The sequence below is a fragment of the Aeromonas sp. QDB25 genome (assembly GCF_027707725.1).
GTDB lineage: Bacteria > Pseudomonadota > Gammaproteobacteria > Enterobacterales > Aeromonadaceae > Aeromonas > Aeromonas caviae.
Genome location: NZ_JAPCIZ010000045.1, coordinates 1 through 13,201, shown reverse-complemented (window position 1 = coordinate 13,201; position 13,201 = coordinate 1). Strand labels below are relative to the sequence as shown.

12 protein-coding genes are annotated in these 13,201 nt (G+C 63.2%); 8 read left to right on the top strand and 4 right to left on the bottom strand.

Translation table 11 applies throughout. From position 1 onward, the window contains the following. Nucleotides 1–61: 61 nt before the first annotated feature. Nucleotides 62–1,225 (bottom strand): multidrug effflux MFS transporter, encoded by a 1,164-nt coding sequence (locus PG883_RS15230; protein ID WP_223924678.1) that lies wholly within the window; start codon nucleotides 1,223–1,225, stop codon nucleotides 62–64. 232 nt (nucleotides 1,226–1,457) lie between these two features. On the opposite strand from PG883_RS15230, the gene rdgB reads away from it, so the two are divergent. Both rdgB and hemW read left to right on the top strand, forming a co-directional pair. Then, a complete protein-coding gene (gene rdgB / locus PG883_RS15225) occupies nucleotides 1,458–2,054 on the top strand; it encodes an RdgB/HAM1 family non-canonical purine NTP pyrophosphatase (RefSeq protein ID WP_043764171.1) in 597 nt (198 codons plus the stop codon). A 133-nt stretch (nucleotides 2,055–2,187) separates the two neighbouring features. Next, nucleotides 2,188–3,333 (top strand): radical SAM family heme chaperone HemW, encoded by a 1,146-nt coding sequence (gene hemW / locus PG883_RS15220; protein ID WP_223924679.1) that lies wholly within the window; start codon nucleotides 2,188–2,190, stop codon nucleotides 3,331–3,333. A gap of 113 nt (nucleotides 3,334–3,446) precedes the next feature. On the opposite strand, the gene PG883_RS15215 is transcribed toward hemW, so the two are convergent. The 3 genes from PG883_RS15215 to zntR form a co-directional block, all read right to left on the bottom strand. Beyond that, nucleotides 3,447–3,665, bottom strand: a complete 219-nt coding sequence (locus PG883_RS15215; protein WP_270807360.1) for an alternative ribosome-rescue factor A — start codon at nucleotides 3,663–3,665, stop codon at nucleotides 3,447–3,449. Nucleotides 3,666–3,772: 107 nt separating this feature from the next. Beyond that, nucleotides 3,773–4,309: a dihydrofolate reductase family protein gene (locus tag PG883_RS15210; protein ID WP_201890297.1), complete on the bottom strand. Its 537-nt coding sequence runs from the start codon at nucleotides 4,307–4,309 to the stop codon at nucleotides 3,773–3,775. Next, nucleotides 4,299–4,736, bottom strand: a complete 438-nt coding sequence (zntR, locus tag PG883_RS15205) for a Zn(2+)-responsive transcriptional regulator (RefSeq protein ID WP_041211075.1) — start codon at nucleotides 4,734–4,736, stop codon at nucleotides 4,299–4,301. The genes PG883_RS15210 and zntR overlap by 11 nt, the downstream gene beginning before the upstream one ends. A gap of 432 nt (nucleotides 4,737–5,168) precedes the next feature. On the opposite strand from zntR, the gene purH reads away from it, so the two are divergent. The 6 genes from purH to PG883_RS15175 all read left to right on the top strand — a co-directional run bounded on the left by purH (nucleotide 5,169) and on the right by PG883_RS15175 (nucleotide 12,932). After that, nucleotides 5,169–6,761, top strand: coding sequence for a bifunctional phosphoribosylaminoimidazolecarboxamide formyltransferase/IMP cyclohydrolase (gene purH / locus PG883_RS15200; RefSeq protein WP_270807359.1), 1,593 nt, complete (start codon nucleotides 5,169–5,171; stop codon nucleotides 6,759–6,761). A 104-nt stretch (nucleotides 6,762–6,865) separates the two neighbouring features. Continuing rightward, entirely contained in the window at nucleotides 6,866–8,155 is a 1,290-nt protein-coding gene (gene purD / locus PG883_RS15195) for a phosphoribosylamine--glycine ligase (protein ID WP_270807358.1), read from the top strand. A gap of 406 nt (nucleotides 8,156–8,561) precedes the next feature. Further along, nucleotides 8,562–8,936, top strand: coding sequence for a cytochrome b562 (locus PG883_RS15190; RefSeq protein ID WP_010675612.1), 375 nt, complete (start codon nucleotides 8,562–8,564; stop codon nucleotides 8,934–8,936). Beyond that, the gene (locus tag PG883_RS15185; protein ID WP_201901925.1) at nucleotides 8,917–9,471 is read left to right on the top strand and encodes a cytochrome b/b6 domain-containing protein; all 555 of its coding nucleotides are present in this window, start codon (nucleotides 8,917–8,919) and stop codon (nucleotides 9,469–9,471) included. Before PG883_RS15190 ends, PG883_RS15185 begins: the two co-directional genes overlap by 20 nt. A gap of 266 nt (nucleotides 9,472–9,737) precedes the next feature. Continuing rightward, nucleotides 9,738–12,314, top strand: a complete 2,577-nt coding sequence (locus PG883_RS15180; RefSeq protein WP_270807357.1) for an alpha amylase C-terminal domain-containing protein — start codon at nucleotides 9,738–9,740, stop codon at nucleotides 12,312–12,314. Nucleotides 12,315–12,461: 147 nt separating this feature from the next. Then, a complete protein-coding gene (locus PG883_RS15175) occupies nucleotides 12,462–12,932 on the top strand; it encodes a tetratricopeptide repeat protein (RefSeq protein ID WP_270807356.1) in 471 nt (156 codons plus the stop codon). The last annotated feature ends 269 nt before the right edge of the window (nucleotides 12,933–13,201 follow it).

Here is a 13,201-nt window from a genome sequence, read left to right as displayed (position 1 = left end):
TCGCCTGCATAAAGAGAAGGGGGCTCAAGGCCCCCTGAGTGTGCTCATCAGAGCACAGGATTTATTGCAAACACAAGCGCCGCCCCTGACGTGTCATCAGTACCAGCAAGGGGGGCAGCAACAGCCACATGTGCAGGGCCAGCTGGCTCAGGGGATCCGGCATCAAGGCACCGGTGAGCCCCACCAGGGCGCCAGAGCCGCTCATCTGGAACAGACCGAGCAGGGCCGCCGCCGTGCCGGCGCAGTGGCCGAAAGGAGCCAGGGCCATGCCGGCTGCGGCGCCCAGGATCATGGCGAAGCCGATGCTGGAGAGGAACACCGGTCCCATCATGGCCAGCGGATGCGGGATGTGCATGGCCAGCGTCAGGGAGATGGCGGAGATCAGCAGCACCAGCAGGCCGAGGCGCAGGGTCCGTCTCGGCCCTACCCTGGCGATGAAGCGCGGAGCCAGGAAGCAGGCCAGGATGTTGAGGACAGCGTTGGCGGTGAACCAGTAGCTGAACCCGTTCATGTCCAGACCCAGCTTCACCATCAGCTGCACCGGCGCCGCGGTGACATAGGCCAGGATCACCGCCATCGCCAGCATGCACAGGGCCGCGTTGAACAGGAAGCTCGGGGAGCGCAACACCGGGCTGTAGCGGGACCAGCTGATGAGCGGGCCGCTGCTGCTGGTCTCTTCCGGGCGAGTCTCCGGCATCCGCCACAGCAGCCAGCTGCCGACCACGACGGCGTACCCGGCCATAAACCAGAAGTTCGCCGACCAGCCGGCCTTGGCGGTGAGCCAGCCACCCAGCAGAGGGGCCAGCGCGGGAATGAAGCAGATGGCGCCGTTCAGGTAGGAGATCATCTGGCCACTCTTCTTGGGGCCATAGCTGTCACGGACCACCGAGAAAGCGGCCACCGAGGTGGCGCAGGCCCCCAGGCCTTGCAACACCCGCGCCAGCATCAGCTCACCTAGGCTGGCGGCAAAACCGGCGCCCAGCGCGCTCAAGCCATAAAGCAGCACGCCGCCCAGGGCCACGGGTTTGCGGCCATAGCGATCGGCGAGCGGGCCCACCAGCAACTGTCCCATCCCCATGCTGAACAGGAACCAGGTAATGGTGCCCTGCATCAGGGTCACTTCGGCCCCCAGTTGCTCGGCCATCTGCGGGATGGCGGGCAGGTAGATGTCGATGGCCAGCGGGCTGAACAACACCAGGAATACAAGCAGAAGAATCAATGGCATCAGTCACCTCAAGCCCTAGGAATATCGATTGGTGCGCGAGTCTACTGACTCACAGTAATGAATTGAAATGGTATTTAATCACTTCGGTTATTCCCTATGGGAAAGATGTATTTTATCTGCTTGTCACGCCGGACAGATTGTAGCCCGAACGGAACCCAGCATCGGACAATTGCGCTTTTACTCGGCCCCGCCCCCGCATAGAATGCGCAGATTATTTTTGCGGAGGTGTGTGATGAACAAGCTTGTCCTGGCAACAGGGAACCAGAAAAAGGTGAAGGAATTGGCCGCCATGCTGGCCGATATGAAGATCCAGGTGATCCCGCAGAGCGAGTTTTCAGTCTCCGATGCCGATGAGACCGGCACCACCTTCGTCGAGAATGCCATCATCAAGGCCCGTCACGCCGCCCGCGTCACCGGCCTGCCCGCCGTGGCCGACGACTCCGGCCTGGAAGTGGACCTGCTGCACGGCCGTCCCGGCGTCTACTCCGCCCGTTTTGCCGGCGTTGGTGCCAGCGACAAGGAGAACATCGACAAGCTGCTGGCCGAGCTCAAGGGCGCCCCGGATTACCTGAAAAGCGCCCGCTTCTGGTGCGTGCTGGTCTACATGCGCCATGCCGACGACCCCACCCCCCTCATCTGCCAGGCGAGCTGGGAGGGGATGATCATCGACGAGCCTCGCGGCCAGCACGGCTTTGGCTATGACCCTGTGTTCTTCGTCCCCGACCACGACTGCACCTCGGCCCAGATGCCGGCCGAGCTGAAGAACCAGCTCAGCCACCGCGGCCAGGCCCTGGCCAAGCTCAAGGCGGCCCTGGCGGCAGTCAACTAAAGCGCTGCCTCCCGCCGCGTTGTCATCTACAATGGGGGCCGTCGGCCCCCGTTTCGTTGGCAGCGCCCGGCCCGTTGTCATCGGCAGCCAGGGCCACCCGACCCCTTTTGATTTTTTGAATACTGGAAACCCCATGCTGCAACTGCCGCCCCTCTCCCTCTATATTCACGTGCCCTGGTGTGTCCAGAAGTGCCCCTACTGCGACTTCAACTCCCACGCCCAGAAGGGGGAATTGCCCCACCTCGAGTACGTGGCGGCCCTGCTGGAGGATCTGGAGCAGGATCTGCACTGGGCCCAGGGACGGCCGCTCTCCTCCATCTTTATCGGTGGCGGCACGCCGAGCCTGCTCTCCGTGGCGGCCATGCAGGCCCTGCTGGACGGGGTGCGCGCGCGCATTCCCCTGACGGCGGACTGCGAGATCACCATGGAGGCCAACCCGGGCACTGTGGAGGCGGACAAGTTCGCCGGCTTCCAGCGGGCCGGCATCAACCGCATCTCCATCGGGGTGCAGAGCTTCCAGCAAGAGAAGCTGACCCGCCTCGGCCGCATCCACGGCCCCGAGGAGGCGCGCAAGGCGGCCGCCCTGGCTCACGCCATCGCGCTTCCCACCTTCAACCTGGATCTGATGCACGGCCTGCCGGATCAGAGCCTGGACGATGCCCTCTATGACCTGCAGCAGGCCATCGACTGCGCGCCGCCGCACCTCTCCTGGTATCAGCTCACCATAGAGCCGAACACGGCGTTTGCCTCCAAGCCGCCCAAGCTGCCGGAAGATGACACCCTGTGGGACATCTACGAGCAGGGCCACGCCATGTTGACCGCCCAGGGCTATCAGCAGTACGAGATCTCGGCCTATGCCAAGGCGGGCTACCAGTGCCGCCACAACCTCAACTACTGGCGCTTCGGCGACTATCTGGGGATCGGCTGCGGCGCCCACGGCAAGGTGACCGATGTTGCCAACAGCCAGATCCTGCGCACCGCCAAGGTGAAGCACCCCAAGGGGTATCTGGACCCGAGCCGCCCCTATCTGGACGAGCAGTGGCAGGTGAGCGCGGACGATCTGCCGCTCGAGTACTTCATGAACCGGTTCAGATTGTTTGAACCGGCCCCCAAGGCGGAGTTCGAGGCCTATACCGGCCTGGCGCTGGAGCGGGTGGAGACGGTGCTGGACATCGCCCAGAGCAAGGAGCTGATCGAGGATCTCGGCGACAGCTGGCAGCTCACCCCCCTCGGCCATCGCTACCTCAACGTGCTGCTCGAACTCTTTATGGACGAGTAAGAAGGCGTTCACACATCTTGCAGCGAAGCCGTGAGCAAACGGTCGCTTTCGCAACAACAATCAGGGCGCCATGGGCGCCCTGATTGTCTTGAGATGAAGGGGTGGAAACCCGCTCAGCAGCAGACGCTTGCCATCTGCTGTTGGCCGGGCTCCCACCGCTTGCCGTGCTTGGCCTTGCGCTGATAGCTGCCCTTGCCCTTCTTGCTCGGCTCGACCCTGGCCTGGAACAGGGGGGAGGTCACCAGTGCCTTGAGGTGGTTGTCCTGAATGATGCCGCGCTGATGTTCGCAGGCGGGTTCGGCGGTGACACAGGTCACCTTCTTCTTGACCATATGGGCTCCTTGATGGGGTTGTCGTGTTTGCCTATCGTCCCTGCCTGGAAGGGCCGGTGGCGAAAAACGCGCCGATTGTGCGCCTCTTGCCTCCCCCGTGCAAGCTGTCAGGCGGGGTGATAGATAACCCGCACCAGGCCGCTTGGCAGCACGGCTCTCGACACCGGTCTCAACCCTGTGGGGAGAGGCCCGGTAAAGAGCGGGATCCCGCCCCCCAGGGTGACCGGCACCCAGAACAGGGTCAGCTCGTCCACCAGGGCCCCCTGCAGACCCTGCCTCACCAGCTCCCCGCCATCCAGATAGAGGTGACGGCTTCCCCCCTGCCACAACTCGTCCAGCACCTGCGCCAGCGCCCCCTGCCGGAAGGAGACCCGAGGACGGGGGTCGGCGGGCCTGTGGGTCAGTACCACCAGCGGCTTGTCACCGTAGGGCCACTCGGGAAAGGCGCTTACGATATCGTAGGTGTTGTGCCCCATCAGCAGGGTGTCTGCGCTCGCCATCAGGGCGCTGTACCCGGTCTCCTCCGGCCCGTCGCCACCATAGGGGGCCAGCCATGCCAGATCGCCTCCCTCCCCGGCGATGAAACCGTCGAGGGAGAGGGCGAGAAAGGCGGAGACCCGGGGCCGGCGCAGCTCAGTGCTCATGGTCGTGGTGCTCGTGGCGGGAAGGGGCGCCGGACTCCAGGGTCTCGAGGATGGCGCAGTGCTCCGCCGAGCGCGGGCCGCCGCAGCAGATGTCGGAGAGGGCCTTCAGGTTCTCGCGAAAACGGGTCAGCTCCAGGAGCTTCTGCTCCACCTGTTCGAGCTTGGTGTCGGCCACCGCCTTTACCTCCTGGCAGGTGACCTTGGCCTTGTTGGTGTCCAGGGCGAGCAGCTCGCCGATGTCCGCGAGGGAGAAGCCCACCGACTTGGCGCGGATGATGAATTCCAGCCGCCGCCTGTCCTGCTCCCCGTAGAGGCGATAGCCGGATTCGTTGCGAATGCCCGGCGAGATGAGGCCGTTCTTCTCGTAAAAGCGCAGGGTGTCGGCCTTCACCCCGCACGCCTTGGCCAGTTCACCGATCCGATACATGGTCCTCTCCCCCCGCATGACATTCCCGACATGGTACTCAATATAAACCGGCCTCCACTATCACCTCTTTGCCCGGCGATTGCCAGTCAAAGGCAGGAAAGCAGCAGCTAACCCCCCACTTGCCGGCCATTTATCCCCAAAACACTGAAAAGACAAACGTTTCACAAAAATTCACCAGAAAACGTTTAACGCCGCATCCCACAAGGGTTTGTCTCTTTAAAAAATCCACCACAGGTCACATTTTTTGTGTAGAATACGCGCCCACAAGAGAGCGTCGCGTCAAGCGGGCATTTCCTAAAACGCTTTTGCCAACGGCCGCCCCGGGCGAGAGTGGTTTGCGAAATCCCCCACTTCCATTTATTTGGGGACTCTCTGTGTGTTGAGCCTCGCCTCCCATGGAACGGTCCCCGTTATGCTGAGGACGATAGTGTGATGGAACAAGCTCGACCCATTCGCCGTGCACTGCTGAGTGTGTCTGACAAGACTGGCATCCTGGAATTTGCCAAGGCACTCGACGCGCGTGGCGTGGCCCTGCTCTCCACCGGTGGTACCGCCAAGCTGCTGGCCGATGCGGGCCTGCCGGTGACCGAGGTGTCCGACTACACCGGATTCCCCGAGATGATGGACGGCCGGGTCAAGACCCTGCATCCCAAGGTACACGGCGGTATTCTCGGCCGTCGCGACCGGGATGACGCCATCATGGCCGAGCACGCTATCTCCCCCATCGACATGGTCGTCGTCAACCTCTATCCCTTCGCCGCCACCGTGGCCAAAGCCGGTTGCACCCTGGAAGACGCCGTCGAGAACATCGACATCGGCGGCCCGACCATGGTCCGCTCCGCTGCCAAGAACCACAAGGACGTCACCATCGTCGTCAAGGCCTCAGACTATGACCGCGTCATCGCCGAGATGGATGGCAACGGCAACAGCCTGACCCTCTCCACCCGCTTCGATCTGGCCATCGCCGCCTTCGAGCACACCGCCGCCTACGACGGCATGATTGCCAACTACTTCGGCACCCTGGTGCCCTCCTACGGCGAAAACAAGGAAGGCGACGAAGAGTCCCGCTTCCCCCGCACCTTCAACAGCCAGTTCATCAAGAAGCAGGACATGCGCTACGGCGAGAACAGCCACCAGGCTGCCGCCTTCTACGCCGAAGAGCAGGCCACGCCGGGCTCGGTGGCAAGCGCCATCCAGCTGCAGGGCAAGGCCCTCTCCTACAACAACATTGCCGACACCGATGCGGCGCTGGAGTGCGTGAAGGAGTTCAGCGAACCGGCCTGCGTCATCGTCAAGCATGCCAACCCCTGCGGCGTCGCCATCGGTGACGACCTGCTGGCTGCCTACGATCGCGCCTACCAGACCGACCCCACCTCGGCCTTTGGCGGCATCATCGCCTTCAACCGCGAACTGGACGGCGAGACCGCCGCGGCCATCGTCGCCCGCCAGTTCGTGGAAGTGATCATCGCCCCCAGCATCAGCCAGGCAGCCCGCGAGGCGGTCGCCGCCAAGCAGAACGTGCGCCTGCTGGAGTGCGGCCAGTGGACTGCCCCGGCGCAAGGCTTTGACTTCAAGCGCGTCAACGGCGGCCTGCTGGTGCAGGAGCGCGATCTGGGCATGGTGACGCTCGGGGATCTGACCGTGGTCAGCCAGCGTCAGCCCACCGAGGCCGAGTTGCAGGATCTGCTGTTCTGCTGGAAGGTCGCCAAGTTCGTCAAATCCAACGCCATTGTCTACGCCAAGAACGGCCAGACCATCGGCGTCGGCGCCGGCCAGATGAGCCGCGTCTACTCTGCCAAGATCGCCGGCATCAAGGCCGAGGATGAAGGGCTGACCGTGGCGGGCTCCGTCATGGCCTCCGACGCCTTCTTCCCGTTCCGCGACGGCATCGATGCCGCCGCTGCCGCGGGCATCTCCTGCGTCATCCAGCCAGGTGGCTCGATGCGCGACCAGGAGGTGATCGACGCCGCCAACGAACACGGCATGTGCATGGTGTTCACCAACATGCGTCATTTCCGTCACTGACAGCCCAGGGCCGCCGATGGCGGCCCTGCCTCTTTAGCACCGGATCCTTTCCACTGGCAGTGCCACCGCAGCGCCAGTGAACTCAGACAGAAGCGAGCGAGACGATGAAAGTACTGATCATTGGCAACGGCGGCCGTGAACACGCCCTGGCCTGGAAGGCCAAACACTCCCCCCTGGTGACCCAGGTCTTCGTGGCACCGGGCAATGCGGGCACCCAGCTTGAGCCGGGCATCGAGAACGTCGCCATCCAGGCCACCGACATCGAAGGCCTGCTGGCCTTCGCCAAGGCGAACCAGATCGGCCTCACCATCGTCGGACCGGAAGCCCCCCTGGTGAAAGGGGTGGTCGATGCCTTCCGCGCCGCCGATCAGACCATCTTCGGCCCGACCGCCGCCGCCGCCCAGCTGGAAGGCTCCAAGGCCTTCACCAAGGACTTCCTGGCCCGTCACGCCATCCCCACCGCCGATTACCAGAACTTCACCGAGGTGGAGCCAGCGCTGGCCTATCTGCGCGAGAAGGGCGCCCCCATCGTCATCAAGGCCGACGGTCTGGCCGCCGGCAAAGGGGTGATCGTCGCCATGACCCTCGACGAGGCGGAAGCGGCGGTGCGTGACATGCTCTCCGGCAATGCCTTCGGCGATGCCGGCGCCCGGGTGGTGATCGAGGAGTTCCTGGACGGGGAAGAGGCGAGCTTCATCGTCATGGTGGACGGCGAGCACGTGCTGCCCATGGCCACCAGCCAGGATCACAAGCGCGCCTTCGACGGTGACACCGGCCCCAACACCGGCGGCATGGGGGCTTACTCCCCGGCCCCCGTGGTGACCGACGAAGTGCACCAGCGCGTGATGGAACGGGTGATCATGCCGACCGTGCGCGGCATGTCTGCCGAGGGCAACGTCTACACCGGCTTCCTCTACGCCGGCCTGATGATCGATGCCGAGGGCAACCCCAAGGTGATCGAGTTCAACTGCCGCTTCGGCGACCCCGAAACCCAGCCCATCATGCTGCGGATGCAGTCCGATCTGGTGGATCTCTGCCTCGCCGCCTGTGCCGGCCAGCTGGATCAGAAGGAAGCCGTCTATGACCCCCGTGCCGCCATCGGCGTGGTGCTGGCGGCGGGTGGCTATCCCGGCGACTACGCCAGCAACCACCCCATCAGTGGCCTGCCGGTGGACGAAGTGGCAGGGGAGAAGGTGTTCCATGCAGGCACCCGCCTGGAAGGACACACCAGCCTGACCCAGGGTGGCCGCGTGCTGTGCGCCACCGCCCTCGGCCACACGGTGCAGGAAGCCCAGCAGCGGGCCTATGCCCTGGCTGGTCGCATCCAGTGGGACGGCATCTTCTATCGCAAGGACATCGGCTGGCGTGCCATCGAGCGCGAGCAGGCCGAATAAGGGCCGGATCCCGATCACTCAAAGGGCCTGCGGGCCCTTTTTTTGTTGCACGGCGTCTGTGCGGGCAGTGGAATCGTCCATGGGTGGTGGCTTTCAAAAACAAAAACACCTGAAAAACTCACCTGACTTTAAAAAACCGATGTGTAAAAAATAATGGCAGCATGATTCACTGCCTGCGACCCCCTTCCCGGACCAGATGCGCGCCCTTGTATCCCCAGCCGGAGGCGAGATCCGGTGACCGTTCTCTTTCGGCTACATTCCCACAGCAATCCCCTGCACAATTCGTCACAATTGGTCGCACTTTCTTCATACAATGATCGTCCTTTCATGGCATCATGATGCGTGAAACCGCACTCAAATGAGTGCTATAACAACCTGCAATCTCGTCGTCTCATAAGGAAATCCCATGCTGAAAACTGTGCGTCCCCTGCTGCTGCCCCTGATGTTCGGCCTGATGGCCCTGCCTGCCATGGCCGGCGATCTGGAGCAGCCGATGAAGAAGATCGGCTTCAACTACAAGCAGGCCGTCAAGGCCGACGACGCGGCCACCATGGAGAAATACATCAAGGAGATGAAGGCCCAGCTGGACGTCGCCAAGGGCAAGAACATGCCCGCCGCCAAGAAGGAGAAGTTCCTGGAAGGCATGACCGAAGTGCAGACCGAGCTGGATGCCAGCCTGGCAGCCCTCCAGGCCGGTGACGAAGCCAAGGCGCGCGAGCACCTGGCCAAGGTCAACGACCTGAAGAAGGAGTACCACAACTATGCCAAGCAGAAAGGCTGATCCCTTCCACTGGGATGCTCTGGTGCGCCTCACCCACTGGGGTGTGGCGGCCATCTGTATCGGCAACCTCTGGCTCAACGAGGCGGGCGAGGAGTGGCACGAGCGGATGGGATACGCCGTCATGGTGCTCATCGGCATACGCCTGCTGTGGGGGCTCACCTTCGCTCGCGGCCACGCCCGCCTGCGCGCCCTCATCCCGAGCCGGGCGGATTTTCGCCATCAGGCCGACGCCCTGCGCGAACGGACCCCGCCCACCCCTGGCCATCACGGCAGCGGCAAGCTGGCGGTCTGGGCACTCTGGCTGCTGGTACTCGCCACCGCAGGGACCGGCTGGTTCCAGAACACCGAGACCGGCTTCGATCTGGGGGCGGACGACTGGCACGAGTGGTGCACCTGGGCACTCCAGGGCATGATCGCCCTGCACCTGTGCGCCATCGCCTACACCTCCTGGCGCCAGCGCAGCAACCTGGTCACCCGCATGCTGCCAGGGCGTCGTGCCCGGGCCAGTGCCGGGCAGCAGGAACCCAACGTCTGAACGTTCACGGGGCCCTGCGGGGCCCCTGTTCATCCCCTTCGCTACCCGCTTGACGGGATCTCGCACCGATCTGCTCCCCTCTGCATCCTCCTGCTGCCACCGACTGGCATGAAAGCATTTTCATTCACATTTCTTAATTAATTCAGCTTGTTCGATTTTCAACCACGTCGATTTCATGAATGCTACGGAGCTGAACGAGGTTGTTTGTTGTCCGTTCGACTACACGACAGTGATACGTCAATAACAAGATCGAAGGGAAAATCGTCATGCACAACACACTGTTTCGAACCGCCCTGCTGGCGGCGGCACTCGGCTCTTTCAGCCACACTGCCAGTGCCGAAGGGGTCATGGTTCACCTGTTCCAATGGAAATTCAACGACATCGCCAACGAGTGCGAGACCGTGCTCGGGCCCAAGGGGTTCGGTGGCGTCCAGATCACCCCACCCGCCGAGCACAAGCAGGGCAGCCAGGTCTGGTGGACCGTCTATCAACCGGTCAGCTTCAAGAATTTCAACAGCTTCGGCGGTAGCGAGGCAGAGCTCAGAAGCATGATCGCCCGCTGCAACGCGGCCGGGGTCAAGGTCTATGCCGACGCTGTCTTCAACCAGCTGGCATCGGGTTCGGGCACCGCCACCGGCGGCGGCAGCTACAACTCGGGGCAATACCAATATCCCCAGTTCGGCTACAACGACTTCCATCACAGCGGCGACATCACCAACTACGGTGACAGCAACAACGTCTGGAACGGCGCCCTCTACGGCATGCCGGACCTCAATACCGGCTCATCCTACGTCCAGGATCAGATCGCCACCTACATGAAGACCCTGCTCGGCTGGGGCGTGGCGGGCTTTCGCATCGATGCGGCCAAGCACATGGCGCCGGCCGATGTGAAGGCCATCCTCGACAAGGCAGGCAGTCCCAGGGCCTACCTGGAGGTGATCGGCGCAGGCGGGGAGTCCCCCGACATTCAGCCGGGCCGCTACACCTATATCGACACCGTCACCGACTTCAAATACGGCACCGATCTCGCCGCCAACTTCAACGGCCAGATCAAGAACCTCAAGACCCTGGGCGAGAGCTGGGGCCTGCTCCCCTCCAACAAGGCCTTCGTCTTCGTGGTCAACCACGACCGCGAACGCGGCCACGGCGGTGGCGGCATGCTCACCTTCATGAGCGGTGCCCGCTACGATCTGGCCAACACCTTCATGATGGCCTGGCCCTATGGCTGGAAGCAGGTGATGTCGGGCTATCGCTTTGAAAACATGGGCACCTATGAAACCGACAAGGGGGCGCCGGGCAGCACGCCCTGCACGGACAGCCAGTGGAACTGCGAACAGCGCCGACCGACCATCATGAACATGGCCCTGTTCCACAACCGGACCGAAGGCCAGCCCGTCAGCAACTGGTGGGACAACGGCAACAACCAGATCGCCTTCAGCCGCGGTGACAAGGGCTTCGTCGCCATCAACAACGAGAGCGGCAGCCTGGTGGCCTCGGTGCAGACCGGCCTGCCGGCCGGCGAGTACTGCAACCTCCTGGGGGGCAATGACTACTGCAGCGGCGGCTATGTCACCGTCGATGGCAGCGGCAAGGCCAGCCTGAACGTCCCCGGCATGAAGGCGGCCGCCATCATCGCCGGTTGCACCAAGGCCAGCCCCTGCGGCAGTTCCGTCCTGCCGGGCAACAAGTTCAGCAGCATGAACCTGCGCGGCACCCACAACGCCTGGGGCAACACCCCCATGACCGTCGATGCCAACCGTGTCTGGTCCGCCACCCTCACCCTGACCGGCAACGGTGACGCCACCGGTGCCCAGCGCTTCAAGTTCGACGTCTTCGGCAACTGGGCCGAGAACTACGGCGACAACGAAGGGGATGGCATCGCCGACAAGGGCAGCAGCAAGGATATCCTGGTCAGCGGGGCGGGCACCTACCGCATCACCCTGAGCGAGAGCGATCTGCGCTACACGGTCACTCCCCTCACCAGCAACCAGGCACCGGCCGCTACCCTCTCCCCCAAGACCCTCAGCGTCAAGGCGGGGGAAAGCGTGGTGTTCGACGCTTCCGCTTCCAGCGATGACGGCGGCGTGGTGAGCTACAGCTGGTCCAGCGGGGGCACCGCCGCCACCGAGACAGTCCGGTTCGATACCCCGGGTACCCATACCGTGACGGTCACCGTGACCGATGCGGAAGGGTTGACCGCCAGTGCCAGTGCCACCGTGACCGTCACCGACGACAACGGCACCTACGCCAGCGTACTGCCCACCCTGAACTTCCGCGGCACCCCCAATGCCTGGGGCTCCCTTGCCATGACACTGGTCGCCGACAATCAGTGGGAAGCCCTGGTCACCTTCGACGGTCAGACCAACCAGCGCTTCAAGTTCGACGTCAAGGGGGACTGGACCCAGAACTACGGCGACACCAACAAGGACGGCGTGGCCGAACTGACCGGCAGTGACATCCTGACCTCGGTCATCGGCCAGTACCGGGTGCGTTTCAACGATCAGACCCTGCAATACAGCCTGACTCCGGTGAGCGTCATCTATGCCAAGAATGTCGCCAGCCTCAACATTCGCGGCACCACCAACAACTGGGGCACCACCCCCATGTCCCTGGTCGGTGATCACCTCTGGCAGGCCAGCGTCACCTTCACCGGCAGCGGTGATGGCAACGGCGGCCAGCGTTTCAAGTTCGACGTCAAGGGGGACTGGACCCAGAACTACGGCGACACCAACAAGGATGGCGTGGCCGAGCTGGCCGGGGCAGACATCACCACGGCAGTGGCCGGTGCCTATGTGGTGCGCTTCAACGACCAGACCCTGGCCTACAGCCTGAGCGCCCAGTAAGGCTGGACACACGCTGGGGCCATTGCGCCCCGGCGCCGAACCAGGCCTCCCGCCATCGGCGGGAGGCCTTTTTCATGGCCCCATGACCCGTTCCCCGCCAGCCTGCCGGCAGGCATACTGATCCTTCATTCCCATGCAGGAGCGCATATGAAACTATTGGACACCCTCAAGGCCGAGGGACGGATCGAGGAAGCCCGTCAGCACGGTCTGCTGCAACTCATCGCGCACCCGGCCCACGCCGAGCTGCATTACGAAGTGGCCAGCCTGCACGACACGCTGGGGCGAGAGGCCGAGGCCATTCCGCTCTATCAGAAGGCCGTGTCGCTGGGGCTTGGCGAGGCGTCGCTGCGCGGGGCCCTGCTTGGACTTGGCAGCTCCTATCGCACCACGGGCCGTCATGCCGAGGCGCTGGCCACCTTTGACGAGGCCCTGGCCCGCTTCCCCGATGCCCTGGAGTTCAAGGTGTTTCGTGCCATGACCTGCTACAACCTGGGGCGCAGCAAGGAGGGGATGGAGACGCTGCTGGGGATCCTCGCGACCACCACCACGGATCCCGCCCTGCTTCCCTACCGGCGCGCCATGGCGCTCTATGCCGAGGATCTGGACAGACTATGGTGAGCGCCAGAAACGACAAAGCCGCTCAAAAGAGCGGCTTTGTGTGAAAATGGTGGCCCCTGGGGAGTCTGAATTGTAATTTTAAGTTATTGTTTTTATTGCTTATGAAGGTTTGATGTTTGGTTGTGGTGTTACCTTGGGTGTTACTGTTGGCGAAAGTCCCCCCTCTGCTTTTGGTGTTTGAGCCACTGGTTCTACCTCTCCAGCACCACAGAAGGTTGGTTCAAATCCCTTGTCGGATGCGGGTTCAAATCCCTGTGCTCAACACCTCA

Coding starts and splice junctions, on each gene's coding strand:
- PG883_RS15230 (WP_223924678.1), bottom strand. CDS start 1,225: ATGCCATTGATTCTTCTGCTTGTATTCCTGGTGTTGTTCAGCCCGCTG.
- rdgB (WP_043764171.1), top strand. CDS start 1,458: ATGAACAAGCTTGTCCTGGCAACAGGGAACCAGAAAAAGGTGAAGGAA.
- hemW (WP_223924679.1), top strand. CDS start 2,188: ATGCTGCAACTGCCGCCCCTCTCCCTCTATATTCACGTGCCCTGGTGT.
- PG883_RS15215 (WP_270807360.1), bottom strand. CDS start 3,665: ATGGTCAAGAAGAAGGTGACCTGTGTCACCGCCGAACCCGCCTGCGAA.
- PG883_RS15210 (WP_201890297.1), bottom strand. CDS start 4,309: ATGAGCACTGAGCTGCGCCGGCCCCGGGTCTCCGCCTTTCTCGCCCTC.
- zntR (WP_041211075.1), bottom strand. CDS start 4,736: ATGTATCGGATCGGTGAACTGGCCAAGGCGTGCGGGGTGAAGGCCGAC.
- purH (WP_270807359.1), top strand. CDS start 5,169: ATGGAACAAGCTCGACCCATTCGCCGTGCACTGCTGAGTGTGTCTGAC.
- purD (WP_270807358.1), top strand. CDS start 6,866: ATGAAAGTACTGATCATTGGCAACGGCGGCCGTGAACACGCCCTGGCC.
- PG883_RS15190 (WP_010675612.1), top strand. CDS start 8,562: ATGCTGAAAACTGTGCGTCCCCTGCTGCTGCCCCTGATGTTCGGCCTG.
- PG883_RS15185 (WP_201901925.1), top strand. CDS start 8,917: ATGCCAAGCAGAAAGGCTGATCCCTTCCACTGGGATGCTCTGGTGCGC.
- PG883_RS15180 (WP_270807357.1), top strand. CDS start 9,738: ATGCACAACACACTGTTTCGAACCGCCCTGCTGGCGGCGGCACTCGGC.
- PG883_RS15175 (WP_270807356.1), top strand. CDS start 12,462: ATGAAACTATTGGACACCCTCAAGGCCGAGGGACGGATCGAGGAAGCC.